Here is a 24,954-nt window from a genome sequence, read left to right as displayed (position 1 = left end):
TCAACACCATCAACCCCGAAAAAACCTACTGGCGCAACACGATGAAAGCCCCAGGCCGATGGCCCGGGACTTCCAAAACGTGACATATGTCGCGACTCAGATGAGACCTATGACGCGACTCATCACACGGCCCCTCCGGGAGGATTCGAACCCCCGACCTGGCGGGTAGAAACCGCTCGCTCTGTCCCCTGAGCTACGGAGGGATGGGTGAGACCAGGCTACCTGGACCGGGCGGCGATCGGGAACCGGCTGGCGGGTCCGGTGCCCACGGCGTAGCGTCGGCAGCGAGGCGGAAGGAGCTCGATCATGGAGCACACCGAGCAGCGACACTCTCTGTGGGTGGCGTACGGCGCGACAGGGGTGGCGGGCAGCATCCGCGAGGCGGCAGAAGGATTCATCGTGACGATGGCGGGTGCCGACGCGTCGCTGGGAACGTACCCGACGATGGATGTCGCCAAGTCCGCCCTCTACTCGGCGATGCCCGCGGGCAGTGACTGGCCGCGGTTCGAACAGCACTGACCCGGTCACCGCATGTAGCGCAGACACTGGACCGCGTCCCCGATCGACCAGAACTCGCCCAGATCGACGAAAGCCCTCGACTCCGGGTGATAGCGGCGTGCCCGGTAGCGGGTGCCGCCCGGATCGGACCGCGCGGCGATGTGGCCGATGATGAGCCCCGCCGGGTCGAGGACCCGCCAGAGATCCGCGGCGATGGGGGCAAGGGTGAGACGGGTGCCGGTGCGCAGACGCGGCGGCATCCCGGTGGTGACGGTCATGGTCATCTGGACCTCCTTGTCTTCGAAGATACGTACGACCTCGGACATCCGGAACACGCACGGCGGGCGTAACGTTGACTCCTGTGCGCCGCACGGAGCGGCCAGGAGGAGAGATCATGCAGACGTTCGTGCTCGCAGGAGGATGCTTCTGGTGTCTCGATGCCGCATACCGGGCTCTGCGCGGGGTCACGGAGGTCGTGTCCGGCTACACCGGCGGAACGGTGGCCGACCCGAGCTATGAACTGGTGTGCACCGGAACCACCGGGCACGCGGAGACGGTCGCGGTGACGTTCGACCCCGAGGTCATCGCCCCCGAGGTCATCCTCGACGCGTACTTCACGATGCACGACCCGCGGCAGGTGGACCGCCAGGGCAACGACATCGGCTCGCAGTATCGCAGCGCCATGTTCTACGCCGACGACGAACAGAAGGCGCTGTTCGAGGCGGCTCGTGACCGCGCGTCCGGGTGGTGGGACGGCGACCTGGTCACGACGATCCAGCCGGTGCAGCCGTTCTACCCCGCCGAGGACTACCACCAGGACTTCTTCCGCAAGAACCCCGGGCAGGGATACTGCCTGGCCGTCGCCGTTCCGAAGGTGAACAAGGTGCGCGCCCGGTTCTCGGAGTACGCGGTGGCCTAGACCGTCGCTTCCTCCCCAGGAGGCCTGAATTCGGCAATTCGGGGCCGGCGTCCACAGATGAGTGGATGCCGGCCCCGTCGCCGTTGCGGGCGCGACACAGTGGAACGGCTCCGGTGCTCGAACGGGCACCGGGCACCGGGGCAGCCGGGCGGCTGCCCGGGCGTGTCGGAAAGGAGAGCGAGATGAGCGACACGATCACGATCACCGGAAACCTCGCCGCCGAGCCCCAGCAGCGCTTGATCGGCAACGGGGTCACGGTGACCAACTTCCGGGTGGGCAGCAATCAGCGCCATCAGGACCGCAGCAGCGGGGAGTGGGTGGAGGACGATCCGAACTGGTACCAGGTCGCGGCGTTCCGGCGCCTCGGCGAACATGTCTTCGCGTCGCTGCGCAAGGGTGACCCGGTCATCGTCACCGGGCGGCTCAAGATCCGCCACTGGGAGAACGAGAAGGGCAAGGGCGTCAGTGTCGAGATCGTCGCCGACGCCGTCGGCCACGACCTGAAATGGGGGACCACCGTGTACACGAAGGTCGGCGGCTCGAACCAGTGGCGCGTACCGGGCGGCGGGTCCGCGGACGCGACGGACGACTCCGGCGAGCAGGAGTGGCCGACGGTGCAGCCCGGCGCGGAGCCCCCGGAGCAGGATGCCGGCGTGCCACCCGAGTCTGCCCCGACCGAGGCCGCCGCGGGTGAGCCTGACGGGTCGGGGGAGCCGGACATCCCGCCCAGGCCGGCGCTGCCCGGTGTGTCGAGCGGCGATGAGCGCGAGTACGCCGACGTGCCGTTCTGAACCGGGGTGCGTGCGTACCCGAAGCGCACCCACCCCTCCGCCTAGACTCGAGGCGTGCATACCCGTCCCGCCCGTCTCCTTGGCGTGCGCGGGTACGCCGCGGCGCTCGTCGCGCTGGCCGCCGTCGGGACTCTCACCGCGTGTGCGCCCGCCGACGGGGGCGCGTCGCCTTCCGCACCCCGGTCCGCGTCGTCCGCGCCCCTGCGGACCGCGTCCCCGAGCCCCACCCCGGCCGCGCCGGTGCTCGTGCCATCCGGGACAGCGCAGGACAACCTGCCGCTGTTTCGGCAGGTCACCGCCGGCGTGTGGGCCGGCAAGGACCGGGTCCACGGGCGCGCATACATCGACGCGCTCGCGAAGGCGGGATTCGACAAGGCCGTGATGCAGGTCACCGAAGACCACTCCACCGTGGGCAACCCCGCCGAGAGCATCCAGTTCTCGGTGCACTGGAAGGACGGCCAATGCCTGGTCGGCCAGGTCGGACCGACGACGGGGGCCCCCGTGACCGTCGTCCTGCCGGGGCTCGCCGACGACCGGTGCCTGATCGGCAAGACCCGCACGATCGACTGGTGACCGGCCCGTCCGCACGCCCGCCGCGGCCTGTCACCGCACAGCGGGCGGGATGGCGGGACCGGTAGGCTGGGACGCTGACGCCTGACGCAGGGAGACATGTTTTTCGATGGCTGAGTACATCTACCAGATGGTCCGTGCCCGCAAGGCGGTCGGCGAGAAGCTGATCCTCGACGACGTCACGATGGCGTTCCTGCCTGGCGCGAAGATCGGCATGGTGGGTCCGAACGGCGCCGGCAAGTCGACGATCCTGAAGATCATGGCGGGCCTCGACCACCCGTCCAACGGCGAGGCGGCCCTGGCCCCCGGCTTCTCTGTGGGCATCCTCATGCAGGAGCCCGAGCTCGACGAGTCCAAGACCGTGCTGGAGAACATCCAGGAGGGCGTGGCCATCAAGGGCAAGCTCGACCGCTTCAACGAGATCTCCGCCCTGATGAGCGACCCGGATGCCGACTTCGACACGCTGCTGGCGGAGATGGGCACCCTGCAGGAGGAGATCGACGCCGCGGACGCGTGGGACCTCGACTCCCAGCTCGAGCAGGCGATGGATGCCCTGCGCACCCCGCCCGGCGACGCGCAGGTGTCGAACCTGTCCGGTGGCGAGAAGCGCCGCGTCGCCCTCACCCGGCTGTTGCTGCAGAAGCCCGATCTGCTGCTGCTGGACGAGCCCACGAACCACCTCGACGCGGAGAGCGTGCAGTGGCTCGAGCAGCACCTGCAGAAGTATTCCGGCGCGGTGATCGCTGTCACCCACGACCGGTACTTCCTCGACAACGTCGCCGAATGGATCGCCGAGGTCGACCGCGGCCGGCTCATCGGGTATGAGGGCAACTACTCCACGTACCTCGAGAAGAAGTCCGAGCGCCTCCAGGTGCAGGGCAAGAAGGACGTGAAGCTCGCCAAGCGCCTCGCCGACGAGCTCGAGTGGGTGCGTTCCAACGCGAAGGGGCGCCAGGCGAAGTCCAAGGCGCGCCTGGCCCGCTACGAGGAGATGGCGGCGGAGGCCGAGCGCACCCGCAAGCTCGACTTCGAGGAGATCCAGATCCCGCCGGGGCCGCGCCTGGGCAGTGTCGTGATCGAGGCGAAGAAGCTGGAGAAGGGCTTCGACGGCCGGTCGCTGATCGACGGACTCAGCTTCAGCCTGCCCCCGAACGGCATCGTCGGCGTCATCGGCCCCAACGGCGTCGGCAAGACCACGCTGTTCAAGACGATCGTCGGACTCGAGCCGCTGGACGGCGGCGACCTCAAGATCGGCGAGACCGTCCAGATCAGCTACGTCGACCAGAGCCGCGCCGGGATCGACCCGAACAAGACGCTGTGGGAGGTCGTCTCCGACGGCCTGGACATCATCACCGTCGGCAGGACCGAGATCCCGTCGCGCGCGTACGTGTCCAAGTTCGGGTTCAAGGGCCCCGACCAGCAGAAGAAGGCCGGTGTGCTCTCCGGCGGCGAGCGCAACCGTCTGAACCTGGCGCTCACCCTCAAGCAGGGCGGCAACCTGCTCCTGCTCGACGAGCCGACCAACGACCTGGACGTCGAGACGCTGCAGTCTCTGGAGAACGCGCTGTTGGAGTTCCCCGGCTGCGCCGTCGTGATCACGCACGACCGGTGGTTCCTCGACCGGATCGCCACGCACATCCTCGCGTACGAGGGCACCGAGGAGAACCCGGACCGGTGGTACTGGTTCGAGGGCAACTTCGACGCGTACGAGAAGAACAAGATCGACCGGCTCGGGGCGGATGCCGCCACCCCGCACCGCTCGACGTACCGCAAGCTCACCCGTGACTGAGCACGGGCGGCGCCTGCACGTCCCGATCCCGCTGCGGTGGGGCGACCTGGACGCCTACAACCACGTCAACAACACCGCGATGCTCAAGCTTCTCGAAGAGGCGCGCGTGCGCGCGTTCTGGCGCCCCGCGACCGGAGAGCACGGCCCCGACACCGCCGTCCTGGACGCCGGCCGCGGGAGCGGCATCCTCACGCTCATCGCCCGACAGGAGATCGAGTACGTCGCCCCGGTGCCGTACCAGCGGCATCCCCTCGACGTGCAGATGTGGTTCGGGGCGCTCGGCGGGTCGAGCATCGAGGTCTGCTATGAGGTCTGCTCGCCCCGCGAGACCGCCGGCGAGAGCGGGCAGCACGTGTACGCGCGGTCGACCGCGGTGGTCGTGAAGGTGGATGCCCTGACCGGCCGTCCGCTGCGGCTGAGCGCGGTCGAGCGCGACGCCTGGACGCCCTACCTCGGCGCTCCCATCGTCTACGCGCACCGGCACTGAGCCGGCGCTTCGTCAGGTCGCCGACGGGACGCGGACCATGGCCTCCTGGGCGACGGACGCCAGCAGCACGCCGTCCCGCGAGTAGATCCGGCCCTGTGCAAGGCCGCGGCCGGCGCGGGCGCTCGGCGACTCCTGCACGTAGAGGATCCACTCGTCCACGCGCCCGTCGCGGTGCCACCACATGGCATGGTCGAGACTGGCGACCTTGAGCCCCGGCGTCGACCAGGTCAGTCCGTGCGCGCGCAGGATCGATTCCTGGATCGTCAGGTCGGTGAGATACACGAGCGCCGCGCGGTGCACGGCGGGGTCGTCCGGCAGCCGGCGCGTGGTGCGCATCCACACCGCCTGACGCTGCTGCGCCGGTCCCTGCGCCGGCTCCGACAGCGCCGACGGCACGTGCCGCAGGTCCAGCGGCCGCGCGCCGAAGTGCCGGCGCGACAGCGGGTGCGCCAGCGGCAGGAACACCTCGTCGTCGGGCAGTTCGTCCGGATCGGGCACGTCGTCCGGCATCGGGATCTGATGGTCCAGACCCGGAGTCTCGTCCTCGAACGACGCAATCATCGAGAAGATCGGCACGCCGTGCTGGAACGCCTGGGTGCGCCGCGTCGTGAACGACCGGCCGTCGTGGATGCGGTCCACCGCGAACGTGATGCTGGCCTGCGCATCGCCCGGACGCAGGAAATAGCCGTGCATCGAGTGCGGGGTGCGCTCGGGTTCGACGGTGCGCTGCGCGGCGACGATCGACTGCGCGAGCACCTGTCCGCCGTACACCCGCCCGTGCGGCATCGGCTGGGACTGGCCGACGAAGATGTCCTCGGTTGTCCGCGCGTCCGAGCCGGACAGGTCCAGCACCCGCAGCAGTGACGCGATCGGATCGACCGGGTCGGCAGGAGCGGCATCCGTCACGTGGACTAGCTTAGGACGTGATGGCCGAGCGCCTTGTCTTCCCCGATGCCTACGCCGCCGCCGACCTGCTCACGTTCGCCGGTCGCGCCGCGCGGGCCGGTGACGGCGCCGTGCACCTGCGGGCCGCCGGCGGCACCCTGGTCACCTCCGCGGCGCCCCTCGTCCGGCAGGGCCTGCTGGACGGCACCCCCACGATCCTGGGACTGCGCGCCCTGCCGGTCGATCCCGAGCTCGAGTGCGACCTCGTCGTCGAAGCCGTCACGCTGCAGGCGGCGCCCGACGACCCGCGGGTCGTGCTGCTGCCGGCGACGGCGATCGAGAAGCCGCTGTGGGCGGCCGCGGCCGTGCCCCGTGGCGGGTGGGTCGACGCGCCCCCGCTGGACGGCGAACGGCTGCGGGAACGCGCGCAGTGGGGGATGTCGGCGGTCGCGCACGCGCTCCCGATAGACCCGGGCGACCTCGTCGTGCGCCGCGTGCGCGGCGAGGTGTGGAGCGCACCCGACGAGGACCTCGCGGGTTACCCGCGCGGCGTCGCGTTCGTGGCGATGACGCTCGGATTCCTCGGCGCGGAGGCGGAGACGGCGCCGGTGCGCACGCACGGGCGCTGGACGCGGATCTCGCTGCTCCGCGGCCACGTGCTGTGGCGGGGACCGGCCCACACCGGGATGACGGCGGTCCGTCGGACCGGGGAGCGCCGCCGCTGACGGTCGAAGCGCCGCCGCTGACGGTCAGAGCGCAGCCGCGGCGGCCCTGCCTGCGGTCCTGCCGGAGAACAGACATCCGCCCAGGAACGTCCCCTCCAGCGCGCGGTACCCGTGCAGGCCGCCGCCCCCGAACCCGGCCGCCTCGCCCGCCGCGTACAGACCCGGCACCGGCGCCCCGTCGGCGCCGAGGGCCCGCCCGGACAGGTCGGTCTCGATGCCGCCGAGCGACTTGCGGGTCAGGATGTGCAGCTTCACGGCGATCAGCGGCCCCGCGGAGGGATCGAGGATGCGGTGCGGAACCGCGGTGCGTACGAGCCGGTCGCCGCGGTAGGCACGCGCCGACCGCAGCATCGCAATCTGCGCGTCCTTGGTGAAGTCGTTGTCGATCTCGCGGTCGCGCGCCTCGAGTTCGTGCCGCACGAGCGCCGGGTCGAGCGCGTCGCCGCCGGGCAGATCCCGCATCCCTGCGATCAGGGCGTCGAGGTCGTCGCGGACGACGAAGTCGGCCCCGTGGTCGAGGAACGCCTGCACCGGGCCGGCGGCCCCCTTGCCCAACCGCGATCGGACGAGCAGCCCGAGATCCTTGCCGGTCAGGTCGGGATTCTGCTCGCTGCCGGACAGCGTGAACTCCTTCTCCACGATCCGGTGCGACAGCACGAACCAGGAGTGGTCGTGGCCCGTGGCCCGCAGGTGCTCGAGCGTGCCCAGCGTGTCGAAGCCGGGGAACAGCGGCACCGGCAGGCGCCGGCCGGTGGCATCCAGCCACACCGACGAGGGTCCGGGGAGGATCCGGATGCCGTGGTCCGGCCAGATCGGATCCCAGTTCTGGATGCCCTCGACGTAGTGCCACATCCGGTCGCCGTTGATCAGCCGCGCCCCGGCGGTGGCTCCCGCCTCCTGCATGGACCCGTCGACGTATGCGGGCACGCCGGTGATCATGTGCGCGGGGGGCGTGCCCAGGCGGGCCGGCCAGTTGCGCCGCACCAGGTTGTGGTTGCCGCCGATGCCGCCCGACGAGATCAGCGTGGCGCCCGCGGTCACCGTGAACGCGCCGACCACGTCGCGCGAGGACGCCACGCCGCGCGCGGCGCCGGATGGCGCGAGGATGTCGCCGGTCGCTCCGGTGACCGTCCCGTCGGCGCTCGTCAGCCGGGTGACCCGGTGCCGGGGGAGGATCGTGATCCGCCCGTCCGCCTCCGCGGCCTCGACGGCCGCCTGGAACGGGGCGACGACCCCCGGCCCGGTGCCCCACGTGATGTGGAAACGCGGCACCGAGTTGCCCGGACCGGTGGCGGTGTACCCGCCGCGCTCGGCCCAGCCCACCACGGGGAAGAAGCGCATGCCCTTCTCGCGCAGCCACGCCCGCTTTTCCTCGTGCGCGAAGTGCAGGTACGCCTCGGCCCAGCGACGCGGCCACAGGTCCTCGTCACGGTCGAATCCCGCGGTAGCGAACCAATCCTGACGAGCGAGCTCGAGCGAGTCATGAATGCCGAATCGACGCTGCTCCGGAGAGTCGATGAGGAACAGCCCGCCGAACGACCACCACGCCTGTCCGCCGAGGTTCGTGCGCGGCTCCTGGTCGACGATCACGACCCGCTTGCCGGCGGTGGCCGCCTCCGACGCGGCGACCAGGCCCGCCAGGCCCCAGCCGATCACGAGCAGGTCGGCGCTGTGCGAGAGGCCGTGCGCGGCATCCGAGGTCATGACGACTCCTTCGGCGTCCGTTCCGGGGTGGGGTCGAAAGTGTTCACGAGCGAGTGCGCGGCGCGCTGCAGGTAGTCCCAGAGGGCGGTGTCGTGCAGCGGGGACAGCTGCAGTTCGTCGAGCGCCGTCCGCATGTGCGACAGCCAGCGGTCGCGGGCGTCGGGATTGACGTGATAGGGGACGTGCCGCATCCGCAGCCGCGGGTGCCCGCGCTCCTGGCTGTACGTGGTGGGCCCGCCCCAGTACTGCTCCAGGAACATGCACAGCCGTCGCTCGGCGCCGTCGAAGTCGTCCTGCGGGTACATCGGCGCGAGCACCGCATCCTCGCGCACCGCGCGGTAGAACACGTGCACGAGCCGGGCGAACAGCTCGTGCCCGCCGACCTGATCGTAGAACGAGGATGCCGCGTCGCTCACGGGGAGCCGTCCGGGGCGGTCGGGCCGGACGGCGGGCCACCGCGCTTGCCCTTCTTCGGCTTCCAAACGACGTCGGTGGCCACCGGATTGGGCCTGGTCTTCGGGGGATGCGCACCGCGGACGCGCTGCGCGCCGTCCGCGCCGGTGAGCACCACCGATCCGATCGCCGACAGGCCGACCTCATCCAGGGCCGCGCGCAGCCGCAACCGCAGCTCGCTGGCGACGTCGTCCTTCGCGTGGGCGCGGGTCTTCATGACCACGCGCAGCACGAGCGTGTCGCCGGCCACCGACTGCAGGCCCCACAGCTCGGGATACCCGGTGATCCGGGTGCGCCAGCTCGGGTCCTTCGTGAGCGTGGTCGCGGCCTCCAGCATCCGCTTCTCCGCCTCGGCGACATCCGCGTCGTGCGACATCGTCACGTCGACGATCACCCGCGACCACCCCTTGGACATGTTGCCGATGCGGGTGACCTCGCCGTTGCGGACGTACCAGAGCGTCCCGTTCACGTCGCGCACGTGCGTGACGCGCACGCTCACGTACTCGACGACGCCGGTGGCAAGACCCAGGTCCACGACGTCGCCGATGCCGATCTGGTCCTCGGCGACGATGAAGATCCCGTTCAGCACGTCCTTGACGATGTTCTGCGCGCCGAAGCCGAGGCCGGCGCCCAGGGCCGCGGTCAGCAGTGCGAACGAGCCCAGGATGCCGGGGAACAGGATGTTCACGATCAGGATGATCGCTATCACCGCGACGAGCACGTTCACGATGTTGCTGAGGATCGTGCCGAGCGTGCGGGTGCGCTGCACGACCCGCACCGCGGCGATCGGCGAGCGTTCCAGCGCCTGCGTGTCCTGCACCTGCGCCTTGTTCTTGGCGCCGTTGACGATGCGGGCGACGACCCGCCGGATGACGATGCGCAGCAGCCACGCGACGATGGCCGCGCCGACGACGACCCCGACGGCTCCCGCGACGCGGAGACCCGCATCGGCGAGGGACTGCAGCACCGTCTCGAGCGGGGTCGGGTCGTCCTTGGCGGCGGCGGCCGCGGTCACCACGGAGAGCAGGAGGGGGGACATCGTCTCGATCCTAACGAGGGATGCTCCGGCCCCGCTGGCAGGCGGGCCCGCCGGTCACCCGAATGCCGGCGCGGTCGGGGCGGATTCGTGCGCAGGATGCTGCACGAATCCGCCCCAACCGGTCAATCCTGCCGGTCGCGGGCCTGCACGGACAGCGCCCGCTCGACACCGGCGAGGTTCTCGGCCACGATCCGGCGCAGCGCCGCCGGAGCGTCGGGGTTCTCGGCCAGCCAGGCCCGCGTCGCGTCTCGCAGCGCGGTGTTCGCCAGCGGCGCCGGGTACAGCCCCGAGATCAGGTAGTGCGCGATCTGGTACGTGCGGCTCTGCCAGATCGGCAGCAGCATCGCGAAGTACTGCGGCACGAACGCGTCGAGCACTCCCACCCCGGCGGGGTGCACGAAGCCGGCGGCGGCGGCGCGCACGACGGTGTTCGGCAGGTCGTCCCGGCTGATGAGGCTGTCCCACGCGGCCCGCTTGGCGTCCGGGGTCGGCAGCGCGGCGCGCGCCTGCGCCGCGAACTCCCCGCCCTTGGCGGTGTTGTCGGCCGCCAGTGCCGCATCGATGTCGCCGGAGGAGACCTGGCCGCCGGCGGCGAGGGACACCAGCAGCTGCCACGACAGGTCGGTGTCGATCTCCAGGCCGGCGAGGGTGGTGGCGCCGTCGCGCAGCGCCCGCACCTGCTCCCACTGGCGATCCTCGGCGGCCGCGGATGCGAACGCCGTGACCAGCTGAAGCTGGCTGTCGCTGCCGGCATCCGCCGCCTGCGCGAGCGTCCACAGGCGGTCCGCGACCTGCACGCGGGTCGTGTCGCGGTGCTCGGGCGCCACATACTCGTTGGCGGCCAGCAGCAGCTGTGCGAGCGTCGTGCGGATCGTCGTCGACTCGGTCTCCGAGCCGATGTTGCCCAGGACCAGTTCGACGTAATCGCTCGGCGAGGCCTCGGCATCCCGGGTCTGATCCCACGCCGCACCCCACACGAGCGACCGGGCGAGCGGGTCGCTGATCTTGTCCAGGTGCGCGATGGCGGTGACCAGCGACCGGTCGTCGAGACGGATCTTCGCGTACGCGAGGTCGTCGTCGTTCAGGAGCACGAGGTCTGGCCGCTTCATGCCCTTCAGCTCGGGCACGTCGGTGCGGTCGCCGTCGACGTCGAGCTCGAGGTTGTGCACGCGCACGAGCGCATCGCCCTGCAGGTTGTAGAAGCCGATGCCGAGGCGGTGCGGGCGGATCGTCGGGTAGTCCGCGGGCGCCGTCTGCACGACCCCGAACCGGGTGATCAGGCCATTCGCATCGTCCTCGATGAGCGGCGTCAGCGTGTTCACGCCGGCGGTCTCCAGCCATTTGCGCGACCAGGTCCCCAGGTCGCGGCCGCTCGTGACCTCGAGTTCGGCGAGCAGATCGCGCAACTCGGTGTTGCCCCACTCGTGCTTCGCGAAGTACGCGGCGACGCCTGCGAAGAAAGCGTCGATGCCCACCCACGCGGTCAGCTGCTTGAGCACCGATCCGCCCTTCGCGTAGGTGATCCCGTCGAAGTTGACCTGGACGTCCTCGAGGTCGTCGATGCGGGCCACGACCGGGTGGGTCGAGGGCAGCTGATCCTGGCGGTACGCCCAGCTCTTCTCCATCGCGTTGAACGTGGTCCACGCCCCGGTCCATTCGGTGGCCTCGGCGGTGGCGATCGTGGAGGCCCATTCGGCGAACGACTCGTTCAGCCACAGGTCGTTCCACCACTTCATCGTGACGAGGTCGCCGAACCACATGTGCGCGAGCTCGTGCAGGATCGTGACGACCCGGCGCTCCTTGACCGCGTCGGTGACCTTGCTGCGGAACACGTACGTCTCGGTGAACGTCACCGCCCCGGCGTTCTCCATCGCGCCCGCGTTGAACTCCGGTACGAAGAGCTGGTCGTACTTCTCGAACGGATACGGGTACTGGAACTTCGACTCGTAGTACGCGAAGCCCTCCCGGGTCTTGTCGAAGATGTAGTCCGCGTCCATGTACTGCCACAGGCTCTTGCGGGCATACACCCCGAGCGGGATGACACGGCCGGACGCGCTGGTCAGCTCGGAGAACGTCGCCTCGTACGGGCCGGCGATGAGGGCCGTGATGTACGAGGAGATGCGCTTGGTGCGCGGGAACTCCCACGTGGCGACGCCGTCGCCGGACGGGACCGGTTCGGGGGCGGGCGCGTTGGAGACGACCTTCCACGCCGCCGGCGCGGTCACCGTGAACCGGAAGGCCGCCTTCAGGTCGGGCTGCTCGAACACCGCGAACATGCGGCGCGAGTCCGGAACCTCGAACTGGCTGTAAAGGTACACCTCGCCGTCCACCGGGTCGGTGAACCGGTGAAGCCCCTCACCGGTGTTCGTGTACAGGCAGTCCGCCACCACGACGAGCTCGTTCTGCGCGGCGAGGGACTCAAGGGCGATCCGCGAGTCGGCGAACGCGGTCGCGGGGTCGATCGCCTGGCCGTTCAGGGTGATCGAATGGACGTCCCGAGCGATCAGATCGACGAATGTCGCGGCCCCCGGGGTGGCGGCGAAGCGGATCGTCGACGTCGAACGGAACACCTCCGGGCCGGTGGTCAGATCGAGGACGACGTCGTACTCCTCGGTGTCGACGACGGTGCGGCGCTCCAGCGCCTCGATGCGGGTGAGGTTCTCTCCTGGCACTGCATTGCTCCCGTGGGTGTGGGGTGATGGATGCCGCGCACGGCGCTGCTGGCACCGGCGACAACCCACCCAGCCTAGGCGCTCCGCGCGCGGGCATTGCGCTGGATATGGGATCGCGCGTGGTCGACCGCGTCGTCGAGCCGGGTGAACAGGTGCTTGTGGTGACGCAGCGATGCGAGCACGCCGACCGAGCGGAACAGCTCTTCGTGCCCGGCCTGGACACCCTTGATCAGCACGGTGACTCCGCGGCGCTCGAGCGTCTGCACGATGTCGCTGAGGATGTGGGCGCCGGTCGCGTCGACGAGTTCGAGTTGCGACATCCGCAGGATGACCACCTCCACACCGCTCAGCTTCGTGACGGTGTCGAACACGCGATCGGCGGCCGCGAAGAACAGCGGCCCGTCGAACCGGATGATCGCGATCCGCTCGTCTCCGGTGTCTGCGGCGCCCGGGAGCGGCTCGCGTCGCACGCCGGTGCCACGGGAGAGGTTGCGGACGGCGAAGAACCCGGCGACCAGCACACCGATCACGACGGCGACGATCAGGTCGACCGAGACGGTGACCACGGCGGTCACGACGAAGCCGACGGCATCCGCTCGGGTGGAGCGCAGGATTGAGCGCACGGTGCCCGTCCGGATCATCCGTGCCGCCGTCACCATGAGCACCCCCGCCAGAGCCGCCAGCGGGATGCGCCCAACCGGGCCGGATGCGGCGAGCACGACGACCAGCAGGACGACCGCGTGGAAGGCGGAGGCCAGGCGGGTGCGCCCACCGGAGCGGACGTTCACGGCCGTGCGCGCTATCGCCCCCGTCGCCGGCATCCCTCCGAACAGCCCCGACCCGATGGATGCCAGGCCCTGACCGACCAGTTCCCGATCCGGGTCGTATGCGCCGGTGTCGGCCATCGAGGCGGCAACCCGCGCGGACAGCAGCGACTCGATCGCCGCGAGGGCTGCGACGGTGACGGCCGGCATGATGAGTGCTCCGACCGTCGCCGCATCGAGGTTCGGCAGGCTCGGCAGGGGCAGCGTGCGCGGAAGCTCGCCGATCACCGCGAGCGGAGACGGGATGGCGAATGCCAGGACCGCGACGATGATGATGCCGATCAACGACCCGGGCAGGGCGCGGTGGAGGCGGGGCGCGAGGAGCATGACCGCCACCACGAGGACCACGGCACCCAGCGACCACAGCAGATATCCCAGATCGGCGGACGTGAGCGACTGCACCGCCGCGATGACCGCATTGGAGCTGTGCTCACCGGCGCTGGGCCGATGCGGGGACGTGATCATCGGAATCTGCTGCATGAAGATGATCACCGCGATGCCGAGCGTGAACCCCTCGATCACCGGCCAGGGGATGAACGAGATCGCCCGCCCCAGGCGGAGGGCTCCTGCAGCGAGCACGATAAGGCCTGCGAGGACGCTGACCGCGGCGACCGCTCCCACGCCGTGACTGGCGACGATGGGAAGGAGGACCACCACCATGGCGCCGGTGGGGCCCGAGATCTGCACGTGCGAGCCGCCAAACACCGCGGCCAGCACACCAGCGATGATCGCGGTGATCAGGCCGGCCTCGGCGCTCACGCCCGAGCTCACGCCGAAGCCGAGGGCGAGCGGGAGCGCCACGATGCCGACGGTCAGACCCGCCAGCAGGTCCGATCGCCACGATCGTCGTGCACCCCGATAGTCCTCCGGCGCGGGCAGCAGCGCACGCACGGCGGCCCACGCACGGACGAGCCGACCGCTGGACCCGAGACGGAGGGAAGAGGTCATCGGCTGCCCGGCCCGATCGCCGGCAGTGCGCGGGCATCGTCCAGCATCGCACCGTCGTGCTCGAGCAGCACCAGCAGCAGGGCACGGGCGGTGGCGAGCAGCTCTGCGACCGCCGGGTCGGTGAGACGGTAGTACACGTGGCTCCCGCGCCGCTCGGACTCCACCAGGCGGTGACGTCGCAGCACCGTGAGGTGCTGCGAAAGGTGCGAGGCCTCCAGCCCGGTGTCGTGCTGGAGTACCGCTACGGAGACCTCCGGGGCGGCACTCAGCAACTCCAGCACGCGGATCCGGAAGGGGTGGGCGAGTCCCTTGAAGAGGTTGGCCTTCACCTCATACAGGGGCAGCCGCTGGTGATCTATTGACATGATGGATCCATCATGCCGCAGGGCGCCTGGGAGACCGATGGACGAGGGCGCCCCGCTGTGGCCGCTCCCTAGGATGAAGACATGCGCATCCATATCGCGACCGACCACGCCGGCCTCGAGTTCTCCACCCATCTGCAGCACCACCTCGGCGACCAGGGGCACGAAATAGTGGACCACGGGCCCCTCGAGTACGACGCCCTCGATGACTATCCCGCGTTCTGCATCCGCGCCGCGCAGGCCGTCGTGCGTGATCAGGAGGCGGGGATCCCGACTCTCGGCGTCGTGTTCGGCGGCTCCGGCAACGGCGAGCAGATGGCGGCCAACAAGGTCGTCGGCGTCCGGGCGGCGCTGGTCTGGAACATCGCCACCGCCGAGCTCGCCCGCGAGCACAACGATGCGAACGTGATAGCGATCGGCGCGCGCCAGCACACGTTCGACGAGGCGGCCTCATTCATCGACCGGTTCATCGCCACCCCGTTCTCCGGCGAGGAGAGGCACGCCCGCCGGATCGCGCAGATCCGGGAGTACGAGGTCGACGGAACCGTGCTGCCGGACCCGCGCGCCACCGAGACCGCCTGATGCCCGAGGGCCATTCCGTCCATCGCATCGCTCGCCAGTTCGATCGCAACTTCGTGGGCCGCCAGGTCGTGGCATCCAGCCCCCAGGGGCGCTTCGCCGAAGGAGCCTCACTCCTGTCGGGTCGTGAGGCGACGGCAGTCAAGGCCGTCGGAAAGCAGATGTTCCTCGCGTTCGACGACGAGCTGTGGCTGCGCGTGCACCTGGGGCTCTATGGCGCGTGGGACTTCGCCGGCGAAATCCTCGTGGACCCGACGATCGCGGCCGCGAACGGCCGGATGGGACAGACGAATCAGCGTGGAACGGTCCTCGACCCCGAAGCGGTGATGGATGACGCGGGCGAGAACTCACTGACCTCCATCGGCGCGCCGCGCCGCGCCCGTGTCCACATGCGGATGTCGGAGCAGACCAGCGGCCTGGCCGATGAGGGCACGGAATGGCCGCCGCCGGTGGTGGGACAGGTGCGGCTGCGGCTGCTCACCGACCTCACCTGCGCGGATCTGCGCGGTCCCACCGCGTGCGAGCTGCAGACGCCCGACGAGATGCTCGCGGCGGTGGCGAAGCTCGGCCCGGACCCGCTCGTGGATGACCCGGCCGCGGGCGAGGAGCGCTTCACGGCGATCGTCCGCCGCAAGCCGACCGCGATCGGCCTGCTGCTGATGGATCAGAGCGTGGTCAGCGGGATCGGCAACGTGTACCGGGCCGAGATGCTGTTCCGGGCCCGGCAGAACCCGCACACGCCGGGACGGGATGTCCCCGAGGACGTCGTCCGGGAACTGTGGCGGGACTGGACGCGGCTGCTGCGGATCGGCGTCGAGACCGGCCAGATGATGACGATGGACGATCTGACGCCGGCGGAGTACCGCAAGGCGATGGCGCACCGCGACGACCGGCACTGGGTGTACCACCGCGCGGGCCTGCCGTGCCGCGTGTGCGGAACCGCCATCGTCGTGGAAGAGGCGGCGGCCCGCAAGCTCTACTGGTGCCCGCGCTGCCAGGCGTGAGACCCGGCGGTCACGCGGCGAGGTGGGCGAAGAGGAACCAGCGGTCCTTCTCGATGCCTTCCTTGATCGTGATGACGATGTCCTGACTGGTCAGGTCGATCTCGTCGAGGCCGTCGATAGCGGTCTGGATGTCGGCGATCACCACGTCCATGTCGGCGATCACGGCGCGCACGACGTCCTCCCATGGAGTGAACCCGGCGGGAACGGCGGTCGCGGCGACCTTCTCCGCGATGGTGCCCAGGCGCGCGTCGATGGGAAGGCCCACAGCGACGACACGCTCGGCCGCCAGGTCGGCCCACTCCTGTGCGTGTGCGACCACGCTGTCCAGAAGTTCGTGGATTGCGATGAAGTTCGCGCCGCGCACGTTCCAGTGCGCCTGCTTGCCGTTGACAGCGAGCGCCTGCAGGCCGAGGACGACCGGGGCCAGGAACTGCGCGGAACCGGCCGCGACGGTCGCGTCGACTGCGGCGGCGGGGGTGGTGTGGATGTCGGTCATGTCATGCCTCCGTCTGGTGAGGGCAACGTCGTCGTCGTCAACGTTACGTGCGTCGTGGGAATCCGCAAGGAAGCGAAGGCTCGGCTCACCTGAGGGCGGGGCACGGCCGCGCCGATGCGGGCATGGGCGCCGGCAGCGGCTACCGTCGAGGGGTGCCTTCCGCAGACCACGACCTCGGCCCGCAGGATCTGACCGTCCCCGCAGCGCCTCGCCGGCGGCTGCGCCGTGACCGCTCGCGCGAGCACGCGGAGCCGTCGCGATTCATCCCGCACGTGCAGGGCCTGCGCGCGATAGCGGTGCTGCTGGTCGTGCTCTACCACTTCTGGCCCGGCCGGCTGCCGGGCGGATACGTCGGCGTCGACGTGTTCTTCGTGATCTCGGGCTACCTCATCACCGCGCACATCTGGCGGGAGCTGAGCACGACCGGAGGAGTGCGGCTGGGGCAGTTCTGGGCGCGCCGCGCGCGGCGGCTGCTGCCGGCATCCCTTCTCGTGCTGCTGTTCTGCGCGCTGTGCGTGATGTCGCCGTACCTGATGCCCACCTCGGCGCTGCAGAACGAGGTGAAGGAGATCACGGCGTCCACCTTCTACGTGGAGAACTGGTTCCTCGCCCTGAACTCCGCCGACTACCTCGGCCACTCCGGGAGCCCGACCACGGTCCAGCACTACTGGTCGCTGTCGCTGGAGGAGCAGTTCTACGTGATGTGGCCGCTGCTGATCCTGCTGGCCGCGTGGATCGCGGTGCGGTGGATGCGCGGCCGGCGCCGGTCCGCCGTGGTCGCCACCCTTGCCGCGGTGTCGGTGGCATCGTTCGTTTTCTGCGTGGTGTTCACCCTCACGAACCCGGCACCGGCGTACTTCGTCACGTTCGGGCGGATGTGGGAGTTCGGCCTCGGCGGGATCATCGCGCTCGTGCCCGGAATGCACGTGCGCCAGCGGTGGCTGAGCTTCGTGCTGGGCTGGGGCGGCATCCTCGCCCTGATCTACACGGCGTTCACGTTCGACGGGCAGACGGCGTTCCCCGGGTACGCCGCGGCCCTGCCGGCCCTGGGCGCGGCGGCCGTGATAGCGGCATCCAACACCGACCGCTGGTGGTACCCCACCCGCGTGCTGGCGTGGCGTCCCGCGCAGTTCACCGGCGACATCTCGTACTCGCTGTACCTGTGGCACTGGCCGCTGATCATCATCGCGCCGTCGGTGCCGTTCTGGGGGCTGACGATCTACCATCGCGTGGCGCTGCTGGTGATCTGCTTCGTGCTCGCGTGGCTCACCAAGCGGTTCGTCGAGGACCCGGTGCGGCGCTGGAAGAAGCTCACGACCCGGCGTGCGCGCGTGTCGCTGCTGGCGTCGCTGGCGGCGATGGTGCTGGTGGCCGGTACCGCGGGCGCCGCCTGGGCCGTCAATGCACCGGCCTACCGCGAGGGGGTGCAGGCGATCCAGCAGGTCCGCGACGATCCGCCGGCGTGCTTCGGCGCCGCCGTCGCCCTCGACCCGTCGTGCGCGGGAACCGAATTCGGCACCACGATCCTGCCGGCGCCCGGGTTCGCCGGGGCCGACACACCGCACGACGACCAGTGCTTCGTGCAGCTGAACGACGCCCGTCCGGTGGAGTGCGGGTTCGGGTCGGAGGATGCCGCGGCCCCCGTGGTCGTGCTGATCGGCGACAGCCACGCCTACCAGCTGCTTCCCACGTTCCAGCGGATGGCCGACCGCAACGGGTGGCGCCTGGTCACGTTCTTCAAGGGCGCGTGCCCATGGAGCACTTCGCCGCTGGCGACGCCGGGCGCGTTCGGCGACGCGTGCACGCAGTGGCGCGGCGCCGTACAGAAGCGCCTCGCCGACCTGAAGGCGGATGTCGTGTTCACGGCGGCGCTGGCCACGACGCCGTACGCCGCGGACGGATATCCGACCGTGCACGACGCGGCCGTCGCCGGGTATCGCGACGCGTGGAAGCCGGAGCTGGCGCGCGGCACGAAGATCATCACGGTCGTCGACAACCCGGTCTGGGAGACCGACCCGAACAAGTGCCTGCGCACGCGTGCGCAGTCCGACTGCGTGCGTCCGCGCGCCGAGGCGCTGGCCGCGGACGATGCCCTGGCGGCGGCCGCGAAGGGCGTGGAGGGGGTGACGCTGCTGGACTTCACGAACGCGTACTGCGACGACACGACATGCTTCCCGGTGGTGGGCGGGGCGAACCTTTTCCGCGATCAGGATCACCTGACGGTGACGTGGGTCAACACGCTCGAGCCCTGGTACACGGCCGCGATCAAGGACGCGCTGGGGGAGAGAGCTGCGGGATAAAGTCGGAGCATGACGACTGACCCCGCAGCATCCGTCCTGTCCGTCGGCGGCGTGTCGCCGCAGATCGACGTCTCCGCGTTCGTGGCCGCCGGCGCCCGGGTGATCGGGGCCGTGCGGCTGGCCGAGGGCGCGAGCGTCTGGTACAACGCGGTGCTGCGCGGCGACGGCGACACCATAACGATCGGCGCCGGAAGCAACCTGCAGGACAACGTGTCGGTGCACGTCGACAAGGGTTCCCCGGTCGTGATCGGGCGGGATGTCTCCGTCGGTCACAACGCGGTCGTGCACGGCTGCACGATCGGCGACGGGTCGCTCGTCGGGATGGGCGCGGTGGTCCTCAACGGTGCACGCATCGGCGCCGGGTGCCTGATCGCCGGGGGAGCCGTCGTGCTGGAAGGCGCCGACATCCCGGCCGGATCCCTCGTCGCGGGCGTCCCCGGCAAGGTGCGGCGCGAGCTCAGCGACGCGGAGAAGGCGCGGCTCGTCGCGAACGCGCACACATACCGGGAGCACCTCGCCGCGCATCGCGACGCCCGGCCGGCGTAAGGACCGCGTCGCGCGTCGCGGCCGCGGCGGCGCGGCGGTGCGTCTCGCTCGGCGCGTCTCGCTCCGCGCGCTGTGTGACGGCTCGCGTGGTGCCGCCCCGCGGCATCCCGCACCACGACTGCGGCACCTTCCTGCAACCGCGGCATCGATCGGTGGCGCGGTCGCCGGAAACAGGCGCAGACGTGGGGTTGGCAGACTACGTGGCCGGCGAGCGTGTCGGATCGTGCGGCTCCGTTCCAGATTGCGCGATTGCGGCCCCTGTGGCGCAGTTCTTGCAATCTCGGCGGTCTCGTTGCCGAAAACCTCGGGGCGCGGCCGCTGGGAACAGGCGCGGACGTGACGCGGTGGAGGGGATGACGGGAATCGAACCCGCGTAATCAGTTTGGAAGACTGATCTGCCCCGAATCCGACTGCGGCGGGATCTTGCGGAACACCTGATCGGCCGGGCAAAGACTCGTTGCACCCTGCGTCATGCTGACTCACCTTTGTGCCACTCCTTATGGCACGCGGATGGCACGCGCGGCCGAATCTGAGAGCCACCCCCCGGCATGGTGATTTCGTCGCGTAGGCGGGCGGATATCGGTATCTGGCCTTACATCCGACAGGGGGTCGAGAGCATCCCAACTTAGGGCATTAGTAGGGATAGCCTGTGAGCGAATCAAGTGGAAGGTGAGCGGGATGCGGACCATGGCCGGCGGGCTGGCAGGTCGAGTAGGCGCGGGACTCGTACTCGCCGGGCTGGTGCTCGGCCTTGCGGCGTGTTCGGGAGGGGCGTCGTACTCCTCGCCCGAGGCGCTGAAGGATGCCTACGTGGATGCGGGCGGCTCGTGCGACCACCCCCAGGACCTGCCCGAGTCGATGATCTCCGAAGGCGCGCACGCGATTCTTTGTGCTCCGCCGATGGCGATGCTCTTCGTCTTCGATTCCGAGGATGCCAAGAATCGGTGGATCGCCACGACCGGGGATTCGGATATGTACACCGTTGCCGGTGAACGCTGGGCGGTGGCGGGTGAGGATAAGGGCATCATCGACAAACTCGGGGGCGCCGAGGTCAAACGGTGAACTGGCTCGGCACGGTCCTTACTGCGGCAATCGCCGTGTTTGGCACTCTGACCGCAACGTGGATGACACATGCATACGCCAACCGTCGCGACGCGCGGGCGTCGCAGCGGGAACAGGTCCAGCATCGCGCCGATGACCTTCGGAGCGCGGCCCGCCGGTTGTCCGATCTTCTGTTAGCCGAGAACATCGCTCACGAGAGACTGAGCCACGAGAGCCGCGGCCGTGACGATGATTTCAACGAGCACTATGAGGCTCACCTGTGGGAGGGGAGCCTCTTTAGTCTGCGCCAAGCCGTCGCAATGCTCCCGGATGAGGTCGCCCGGCAGCGCTTGGAAATCTTGATGCGCGACCTCGCCGATTCCGAGGTGTTTCCCAAGTTTCAAGGACAGGCCTGGTCACTCACCTCCGGGGTAATCCTCCGGGTCGCGAGCGCAATTGCCAACTCATGCGCACGCGGACAGGAACCGGACGACGACACCACCGAGCAATACTGGGAACTGAAAGAAGTACATGAGGCGGTAAGCGCTGCTAGCCTCGCGCAGGCCAAGGCACTGCACCCATCAACCTTCATGAAGCAGAGAGTGGCCGATACTCGCTAGGTCGCTTGTCCGAGAACTCGGCCAGGCTACCCGCAGCGACCTCCTGATCGCAGGCGCGGGCCTCTTGCTCGGGCTCGGTGCGAGCATCTGGGGTACGTCCAGTTAGAGCAGGATTGCCCATCCGGCGTGTCATCTCCGCATCGCAATGCTAGGCAGAATACGACTGAAGCGCAGCGCTCGGCTGTGGAGCGTTAACGGAAGGATTACGCAATGGGGGTATCAAACATCTGGTTTGCCCGTCGACTGACTGCGGGGGCTGCACTTGCCGGACTCGCATTGAGCCTTGCAGCCTGCGGCGGCACCCCTATTGCACAGGAAGGGTCGCCGACGACGTCATCGATCGCCTCGCCGTCCGTAACGGCGCCCGCAACCATCGAGACCGTATGGCAATCGCTCGCCTGCAAGACCAACGACGTTATGGGGACGCTCGGCATCTTGGAGAGTGGCGACGCGCCAGTCGAACAGCACGGCTCGTGCAGGCCATACGAAGACGGCGGCACAGTCTTCTTCTTTCAACTCCCCACCCCAAGCCAAGCGGTCAACTATCTACGCAGTGGCGCCCTGGACATCGGAGCGAAAGAAGCGGTCTTCGTCGAGCGCCGCGTAATCATGATCACGTCCGATGCGGTCGCGTCCAGCCGACTCGCCGAGCAATTCAAGGCCTACCAGTGACGGGATGCCGAGCATGGCGGCTCAGCGACGCCTGTCTCGGGGCGAGTTGCTTTGCCTTTTGCGGCCGGGGATAGATTCGCACTATGCGCGCGGTCTACATCGATGAGTCGGCTCGAGGTAACGACTACTACTTCTTCGGGGCACTCATCGTGGACGACGAAGCGGTCCTAAAGGTAGAGCGAGGGTTGAACGGCGTGGGGAAACTTCTCGCGGAGCACGTTGACGGCTTTCGTCCGCGGACGGAGTTCCACGGATCATGCATGTTCCAGGGCAACGAGGAGTGGAAGTCAGTCCCGATCGCGTGGCGCGTGAAGGCAAGCGACCTCGTGGCTAAAATTCTCGAACAGTCCGGCGCCGAGTTCATCTGGCGGGGTATCGACCTGAACGCGTTGCGGCGCCGCTACATCGACCCGTACCCGCCACACCTTCTGACTCTGGCTCAGATTCTCAACCAGGTCGACAAGCGACTGTCGCGCCTTGGGGACGTTGGGGTTGTACTTGCTGACGAGCATCACAGCGCTGCCACGAGCAGGCGAAAACTGGTGGATTTCAAGATCGGCAGCGTGCCCGGGTACACGGGGAGAGTGCTCACCAATCTCGCTGACACTCTGTACTTTGGTCCCTCCCATGCCAGCCGTCTACTTCAGGCAGCGGACGTCGCGACCTACTTCTTGAATCGTCAACGAACGATGACTGAATCGGATCCCCGCAGCGCCGCCGCAGTACGAAGAATCGCGCGCCGGATCCTAAACATCACAGTTCATCGCTACATCTGGGCACCACAACCAACCTGGCGATAGTCCCGACCGACAGAACACAACACCCCGCCGAGGCGGGGTGTTGGCTGGTACGGGAGGCCCGGAGGCGTCCTGTTATTGCAACGCTACACTCACGGTCTGACACCGGGCCCTATTGAGGATCCACAAGTTGCGGCCAGGGTCCTCGCCAGGGAGCGATGTCCGTTTTCCGCTAGTCTTGATCTCATGGCGGGTGATGACAACTCTCGGACAAACCGGCCGATGCGGCGCGGAGACGGGATGCAGCGGGCGGCCGAGGGTTGGCACCTTCGCGTCATCGGCCGGACGTGGCAGCAGATCGCCGACGAGTTGGGATACGCGAATCCGAGCAACGCATACCGGGCGGTAATGCGCTTCGCGGGCACGGTCCCCGATCCGCAGCCGAACACTCTGCGGGAGTTGTGGCGGGCTCGGATGGAGCGGCTGTGGACGATTGCGCAGCGGGATGCTGAGGCGTCGCGGCCTGGCGCTCTCCGTGCCGGTGTGGCGGTCGCACAGCGGGCGGCGCAGTTGGACGGGCTGGATGCGCCGAGCCGGGTGGTCGTGACGCCTGAGGATGCAGAACTGGAGCGCATCGTGGCGCGCCTTCTGGAGCGGGGCGGGCAGGTCGATGTCGTCGAGGCCGAGGTATTGGAACTGGAGCAGTTGCCTGACGACGCTACCGATTAGCGCGTGGGGCGACCGGCCGGATCCAGCCGCCCCACGCTGACCGGGAGAGCACCGGCCGCCCGCTACGCACGGCCACGACGCGCCGACTGTCGCGCCGTCTCGCCCGGATTCTGGTCACGTCGAGGGCGCGACTCGACTTCGCCAGTCGTACGCAGTCCTGAAGGCCGTCCTCAACACGGCAGCATCTGACGCATTGATCGCAGATAACCCATGCAGGATCGTCGGCGCCGGGGTGGCGCAATCGCCCGAGCGTCCGCACATGGACCCGCATGCGCTCGCCGAGATCGTCGCCGCGATGCCCGGTCACTACGCGCTCGCCGTCCGCGTCATGTTCGGCGGCCACCTCCGGCTCGGCGAACTCCTGGCGCTCCAGCGCGCCGACTTCGATGCAGCGACCGGCGCGCTTCGAATCGAGCGGCAAGAGATCGTCGTGCAGGGCGAAACGCTCGTGACCGACACGAAGACAGGTGGGGCGCGCACGGTCACGCTGCCGCCTTCGGTCGCCGTGGCGCTCGCACAGCACCTGGCAGAGACCAAGGGATTCGGACGTGGGCCCATGTTCAGCCAAACCGACGGCGCAGCGCTCACCAGGCACGGAACACAGCAGGCATGGCGCAAGGCGGCACGGTCGACCGGGCACGAGCGCTACCACCTCCACGACGTGCGCCACGCGGGGCTCACGCTGGCAGCGCAGAGCGGCGCGACGACGCGGGAACTGATGGCGCGAGCCGGGCACCGCACAGCCCGCGCGGCGATGATCTATCAGCACGCCGCGGAGGAGCGAAACGCGCTCATCGCAGCGGCCATGGACGGCCTCTCCGGCGGCGCTCTCGGGGGTACTAGTGGCACGCGGGTGGCACGACCAACCCCTCCAGCAGTGGAGCGTGGCAACGCCTGAGATGCGGAAACCCCCGGCTCACCGGGGGTTTCTCTCATGGAGGGGATGACGGGAATCGAACCCGCGTAATCAGTTTGGAAGACTGAGGCTCTACCATTGAGCTACATCCCCGGGGGCGCGAGGCGCACCTCGGCAAGTGTACTGGATGCCGTTGCCTCGTCCCGCAGCGCCCGCAGAAGTATCCGTCCCGTCGTGCCGCATCGCGGCGTCGAGGCGACCACACGGGACGGCGATTCGGTGCGGCCGGCCCGGCTAAGACAATTCCCGTCCCGTCGTGCCGCATCGCGGCGTCGAGGCGACCACACGGGACGGCCATTCGGTGCGGCTGGCCGACTCAAGCCACATCCCCGTCCCGTCGTGCCGCATTCAGACGCCGGATGCGACCACAGGGGACGGGATGTCGAACCCGGCGCCGACGCGCCCAGGATGCCGCGCCGCCACCCCTCCCCGCCCGCCCAACGCCCCGCGCACGCCGTCACAGTCGCGTCGGCTAGACTTTCCCAGGCCGTTTCGGCGCCGCGCGCCCCGGGGCGTAGCTCAGCTTGGTAGAGCGCCCGCTTTGGGAGCGGGAGGCCGCAGGTTCAAATCCTGTCGCCCCGACGTCACGGCCCCCAAGACCCACGACCTTCAGCCGCCGCCTCGCGTGCGGAAACCAGAGGAGAACGA

Annotated in this window: 26 protein-coding genes and 3 tRNA genes; 18 read left to right on the top strand and 11 right to left on the bottom strand. The window is 69.2% G+C overall.

The genetic code is table 11. The features are described 5' to 3' along the window. Window positions 1-130: 130 nt before the first annotated feature. Window positions 131-203: transfer RNA gene (locus GH740_RS11625), tRNA-Arg, on the bottom strand. 103 nt (window positions 204-306) lie between these two features. Between GH740_RS11625 and GH740_RS11620 the strand changes: the two genes are divergently transcribed. Further along, on the top strand, window positions 307-519 hold the full coding sequence (locus GH740_RS11620; RefSeq protein ID WP_153746241.1) for a methyltransferase: 213 nt from the start codon (window positions 307-309) through the stop codon (window positions 517-519). A gap of 5 nt (window positions 520-524) precedes the next feature. Here GH740_RS11620 and GH740_RS11615 read toward each other — a convergent pair whose 3' ends face one another. Further along, on the bottom strand, window positions 525-782 hold the full coding sequence (locus GH740_RS11615; protein WP_172978360.1) for a hypothetical protein: 258 nt from the start codon (window positions 780-782) through the stop codon (window positions 525-527). A 110-nt stretch (window positions 783-892) separates the two neighbouring features. Here GH740_RS11615 and msrA point away from each other — a divergent pair, with 110 nt between their 5' ends. The 5 genes from msrA (at window position 893) to GH740_RS11590 (ending at window position 5,054) form a co-directional block, all read left to right on the top strand. Further along, window positions 893-1,417: a peptide-methionine (S)-S-oxide reductase MsrA gene (gene msrA, locus GH740_RS11610; RefSeq protein WP_153746240.1), complete on the top strand. Its 525-nt coding sequence runs from the start codon at window positions 893-895 to the stop codon at window positions 1,415-1,417. Window positions 1,418-1,599: 182 nt separating this feature from the next. Next, window positions 1,600-2,208 carry a single-stranded DNA-binding protein gene (gene ssb, locus GH740_RS11605; RefSeq protein WP_172978359.1) on the top strand — a complete coding sequence of 203 codons (609 nt, stop codon included), beginning with the start codon at window positions 1,600-1,602 and terminating at the stop codon, window positions 2,206-2,208. Window positions 2,209-2,262: 54 nt separating this feature from the next. Further along, a complete protein-coding gene (locus GH740_RS14140) occupies window positions 2,263-2,781 on the top strand; it encodes a hypothetical protein (RefSeq protein WP_367641516.1) in 519 nt (172 codons plus the stop codon). 106 nt (window positions 2,782-2,887) lie between these two features. Further along, the gene (gene ettA / locus GH740_RS11595) at window positions 2,888-4,567 is read left to right on the top strand and encodes an energy-dependent translational throttle protein EttA (protein ID WP_153746238.1); all 1,680 of its coding nucleotides are present in this window, start codon (window positions 2,888-2,890) and stop codon (window positions 4,565-4,567) included. Continuing rightward, window positions 4,560-5,054: an acyl-CoA thioesterase gene (locus GH740_RS11590; protein ID WP_367641515.1), complete on the top strand. Its 495-nt coding sequence runs from the start codon at window positions 4,560-4,562 to the stop codon at window positions 5,052-5,054. Before ettA ends, GH740_RS11590 begins: the two co-directional genes overlap by 8 nt. Before the next feature lie 12 nt (window positions 5,055-5,066). Here the strand turns inward: GH740_RS11590 and GH740_RS11585 are convergent, their stop codons facing one another. Then, window positions 5,067-5,960 carry an acyl-CoA thioesterase gene (locus GH740_RS11585; RefSeq protein ID WP_367641514.1) on the bottom strand — a complete coding sequence of 298 codons (894 nt, stop codon included), beginning with the start codon at window positions 5,958-5,960 and terminating at the stop codon, window positions 5,067-5,069. 20 nt (window positions 5,961-5,980) lie between these two features. On the opposite strand from GH740_RS11585, the gene GH740_RS11580 reads away from it, so the two are divergent. Beyond that, window positions 5,981-6,664, top strand: coding sequence for a hypothetical protein (locus GH740_RS11580; RefSeq protein ID WP_153746236.1), 684 nt, complete (start codon window positions 5,981-5,983; stop codon window positions 6,662-6,664). A gap of 24 nt (window positions 6,665-6,688) precedes the next feature. Here the strand turns inward: GH740_RS11580 and GH740_RS11575 are convergent, their stop codons facing one another. The 6 genes from GH740_RS11575 to GH740_RS11550 form a co-directional block, all read right to left on the bottom strand. Beyond that, on the bottom strand, window positions 6,689-8,368 hold the full coding sequence (locus GH740_RS11575; RefSeq protein WP_153746235.1) for an FAD-binding dehydrogenase: 1,680 nt from the start codon (window positions 8,366-8,368) through the stop codon (window positions 6,689-6,691). Beyond that, complete coding sequence (locus GH740_RS11570; RefSeq protein WP_367641513.1) at window positions 8,365-8,784, bottom strand: globin; 420 nt, start codon at window positions 8,782-8,784, stop codon at window positions 8,365-8,367. The genes GH740_RS11575 and GH740_RS11570 overlap by 4 nt, the downstream gene beginning before the upstream one ends. Next, window positions 8,781-9,860 carry a mechanosensitive ion channel family protein gene (locus GH740_RS11565; RefSeq protein WP_153746233.1) on the bottom strand — a complete coding sequence of 360 codons (1,080 nt, stop codon included), beginning with the start codon at window positions 9,858-9,860 and terminating at the stop codon, window positions 8,781-8,783. The genes GH740_RS11570 and GH740_RS11565 overlap by 4 nt, the downstream gene beginning before the upstream one ends. Window positions 9,861-9,982: 122 nt before the next feature. Next, window positions 9,983-12,532, bottom strand: a complete 2,550-nt coding sequence (gene pepN, locus GH740_RS11560) for an aminopeptidase N (protein ID WP_367641512.1) — start codon at window positions 12,530-12,532, stop codon at window positions 9,983-9,985. Window positions 12,533-12,606: 74 nt separating this feature from the next. Then, on the bottom strand, window positions 12,607-14,304 hold the full coding sequence (locus tag GH740_RS11555) for a SulP family inorganic anion transporter (RefSeq protein ID WP_153746232.1): 1,698 nt from the start codon (window positions 14,302-14,304) through the stop codon (window positions 12,607-12,609). Further along, the gene (locus GH740_RS11550; RefSeq protein ID WP_153746231.1) at window positions 14,301-14,669 is read right to left on the bottom strand and encodes a helix-turn-helix transcriptional regulator; all 369 of its coding nucleotides are present in this window, start codon (window positions 14,667-14,669) and stop codon (window positions 14,301-14,303) included. The genes GH740_RS11555 and GH740_RS11550 overlap by 4 nt, the downstream gene beginning before the upstream one ends. An 81-nt stretch (window positions 14,670-14,750) precedes the next feature. Here GH740_RS11550 and GH740_RS11545 point away from each other — a divergent pair, with 81 nt between their 5' ends. After that, the gene (locus GH740_RS11545) at window positions 14,751-15,248 is read left to right on the top strand and encodes a ribose-5-phosphate isomerase (protein WP_153746230.1); all 498 of its coding nucleotides are present in this window, start codon (window positions 14,751-14,753) and stop codon (window positions 15,246-15,248) included. Next, window positions 15,248-16,249, top strand: a complete 1,002-nt coding sequence (locus GH740_RS11540; protein ID WP_153746229.1) for an Fpg/Nei family DNA glycosylase — start codon at window positions 15,248-15,250, stop codon at window positions 16,247-16,249. Before GH740_RS11545 ends, GH740_RS11540 begins: the two co-directional genes overlap by 1 nt. 10 nt (window positions 16,250-16,259) lie before the next feature. Here GH740_RS11540 and GH740_RS11535 read toward each other — a convergent pair whose 3' ends face one another. Then, on the bottom strand, window positions 16,260-16,745 hold the full coding sequence (locus GH740_RS11535; RefSeq protein ID WP_153746228.1) for a Dps family protein: 486 nt from the start codon (window positions 16,743-16,745) through the stop codon (window positions 16,260-16,262). 152 nt (window positions 16,746-16,897) lie between these two features. On the opposite strand from GH740_RS11535, the gene GH740_RS11530 reads away from it, so the two are divergent. The 8 genes from GH740_RS11530 to GH740_RS11495 all read left to right on the top strand — a co-directional run bounded on the left by GH740_RS11530 (window position 16,898) and on the right by GH740_RS11495 (window position 24,288). Further along, window positions 16,898-19,045, top strand: coding sequence for an acyltransferase family protein (locus GH740_RS11530; RefSeq protein WP_367641511.1), 2,148 nt, complete (start codon window positions 16,898-16,900; stop codon window positions 19,043-19,045). 9 nt (window positions 19,046-19,054) lie between these two features. Further along, complete coding sequence (locus tag GH740_RS11525) at window positions 19,055-19,591, top strand: gamma carbonic anhydrase family protein (RefSeq protein WP_153746226.1); 537 nt, start codon at window positions 19,055-19,057, stop codon at window positions 19,589-19,591. A gap of 678 nt (window positions 19,592-20,269) precedes the next feature. Then, complete coding sequence (locus tag GH740_RS11520; protein ID WP_153746225.1) at window positions 20,270-20,653, top strand: hypothetical protein; 384 nt, start codon at window positions 20,270-20,272, stop codon at window positions 20,651-20,653. After that, window positions 20,650-21,252: a hypothetical protein gene (locus GH740_RS11515; protein WP_153746224.1), complete on the top strand. Its 603-nt coding sequence runs from the start codon at window positions 20,650-20,652 to the stop codon at window positions 21,250-21,252. Before GH740_RS11520 ends, GH740_RS11515 begins: the two co-directional genes overlap by 4 nt. Before the next feature lie 210 nt (window positions 21,253-21,462). After that, window positions 21,463-21,924, top strand: coding sequence for a hypothetical protein (locus GH740_RS11510; protein WP_153746223.1), 462 nt, complete (start codon window positions 21,463-21,465; stop codon window positions 21,922-21,924). A gap of 83 nt (window positions 21,925-22,007) precedes the next feature. Then, the gene (locus GH740_RS11505) at window positions 22,008-22,724 is read left to right on the top strand and encodes a DUF3800 domain-containing protein (protein WP_153746222.1); all 717 of its coding nucleotides are present in this window, start codon (window positions 22,008-22,010) and stop codon (window positions 22,722-22,724) included. A gap of 183 nt (window positions 22,725-22,907) precedes the next feature. Further along, window positions 22,908-23,390 carry a hypothetical protein gene (locus tag GH740_RS11500; RefSeq protein ID WP_153746221.1) on the top strand — a complete coding sequence of 161 codons (483 nt, stop codon included), beginning with the start codon at window positions 22,908-22,910 and terminating at the stop codon, window positions 23,388-23,390. A 259-nt stretch (window positions 23,391-23,649) separates the two neighbouring features. Then, the gene (locus GH740_RS11495) at window positions 23,650-24,288 is read left to right on the top strand and encodes a tyrosine-type recombinase/integrase (protein WP_153746220.1); all 639 of its coding nucleotides are present in this window, start codon (window positions 23,650-23,652) and stop codon (window positions 24,286-24,288) included. 37 nt (window positions 24,289-24,325) lie between these two features. Here GH740_RS11495 and GH740_RS11490 read toward each other — a convergent pair. Continuing rightward, window positions 24,326-24,399 (bottom strand) — tRNA-Gly (locus tag GH740_RS11490). Window positions 24,400-24,814: 415 nt separating this feature from the next. Between GH740_RS11490 and GH740_RS11485 the strand changes: the two genes are divergently transcribed. Continuing rightward, window positions 24,815-24,888 (top strand) — tRNA-Pro (locus GH740_RS11485). The last annotated feature ends 66 nt before the right edge of the window (window positions 24,889-24,954 follow it).

Source organism: Microbacterium sp. SYP-A9085 (assembly GCF_009649635.1).
Classification (GTDB): domain Bacteria; phylum Actinomycetota; class Actinomycetes; order Actinomycetales; family Microbacteriaceae; genus Microbacterium.
Note: the sequence above shows the minus strand (reverse complement) of the source record. Positions and strands in the feature narration are given on the sequence as shown.

What these genes read in the sequence shown, in the direction of transcription:
- ettA (WP_153746238.1), top strand. Translation starts at nt 2,888, where the DNA reads ATGGCTGAGTACATCTACCAGATGGTCCGTGCCCGCAAGGCGGTCGGC.
- GH740_RS11520 (WP_153746225.1), top strand. Translation starts at nt 20,270, where the DNA reads ATGCGGACCATGGCCGGCGGGCTGGCAGGTCGAGTAGGCGCGGGACTC.
- GH740_RS11565 (WP_153746233.1), bottom strand. Translation starts at nt 9,860, where the DNA reads ATGTCCCCCCTCCTGCTCTCCGTGGTGACCGCGGCCGCCGCCGCCAAG.
- GH740_RS11525 (WP_153746226.1), top strand. Translation starts at nt 19,055, where the DNA reads ATGACGACTGACCCCGCAGCATCCGTCCTGTCCGTCGGCGGCGTGTCG.
- GH740_RS11495 (WP_153746220.1), top strand. Translation starts at nt 23,650, where the DNA reads ATGGACCCGCATGCGCTCGCCGAGATCGTCGCCGCGATGCCCGGTCAC.
- GH740_RS11500 (WP_153746221.1), top strand. Translation starts at nt 22,908, where the DNA reads ATGGCGGGTGATGACAACTCTCGGACAAACCGGCCGATGCGGCGCGGA.
- GH740_RS11535 (WP_153746228.1), bottom strand. Translation starts at nt 16,745, where the DNA reads ATGACCGACATCCACACCACCCCCGCCGCCGCAGTCGACGCGACCGTC.
- GH740_RS11580 (WP_153746236.1), top strand. Translation starts at nt 5,981, where the DNA reads ATGGCCGAGCGCCTTGTCTTCCCCGATGCCTACGCCGCCGCCGACCTG.
- GH740_RS11615 (WP_172978360.1), bottom strand. Translation starts at nt 782, where the DNA reads ATGACCATGACCGTCACCACCGGGATGCCGCCGCGTCTGCGCACCGGC.
- GH740_RS11545 (WP_153746230.1), top strand. Translation starts at nt 14,751, where the DNA reads ATGCGCATCCATATCGCGACCGACCACGCCGGCCTCGAGTTCTCCACC.
- GH740_RS11555 (WP_153746232.1), bottom strand. Translation starts at nt 14,304, where the DNA reads ATGACCTCTTCCCTCCGTCTCGGGTCCAGCGGTCGGCTCGTCCGTGCG.
- GH740_RS11540 (WP_153746229.1), top strand. Translation starts at nt 15,248, where the DNA reads ATGCCCGAGGGCCATTCCGTCCATCGCATCGCTCGCCAGTTCGATCGC.
- GH740_RS11620 (WP_153746241.1), top strand. Translation starts at nt 307, where the DNA reads ATGGAGCACACCGAGCAGCGACACTCTCTGTGGGTGGCGTACGGCGCG.
- ssb (WP_172978359.1), top strand. Translation starts at nt 1,600, where the DNA reads ATGAGCGACACGATCACGATCACCGGAAACCTCGCCGCCGAGCCCCAG.
- GH740_RS11575 (WP_153746235.1), bottom strand. Translation starts at nt 8,368, where the DNA reads ATGACCTCGGATGCCGCGCACGGCCTCTCGCACAGCGCCGACCTGCTC.
- GH740_RS11510 (WP_153746223.1), top strand. Translation starts at nt 21,463, where the DNA reads ATGGGGGTATCAAACATCTGGTTTGCCCGTCGACTGACTGCGGGGGCT.
- GH740_RS11505 (WP_153746222.1), top strand. Translation starts at nt 22,008, where the DNA reads ATGCGCGCGGTCTACATCGATGAGTCGGCTCGAGGTAACGACTACTAC.
- GH740_RS11550 (WP_153746231.1), bottom strand. Translation starts at nt 14,669, where the DNA reads ATGTCAATAGATCACCAGCGGCTGCCCCTGTATGAGGTGAAGGCCAAC.
- msrA (WP_153746240.1), top strand. Translation starts at nt 893, where the DNA reads ATGCAGACGTTCGTGCTCGCAGGAGGATGCTTCTGGTGTCTCGATGCC.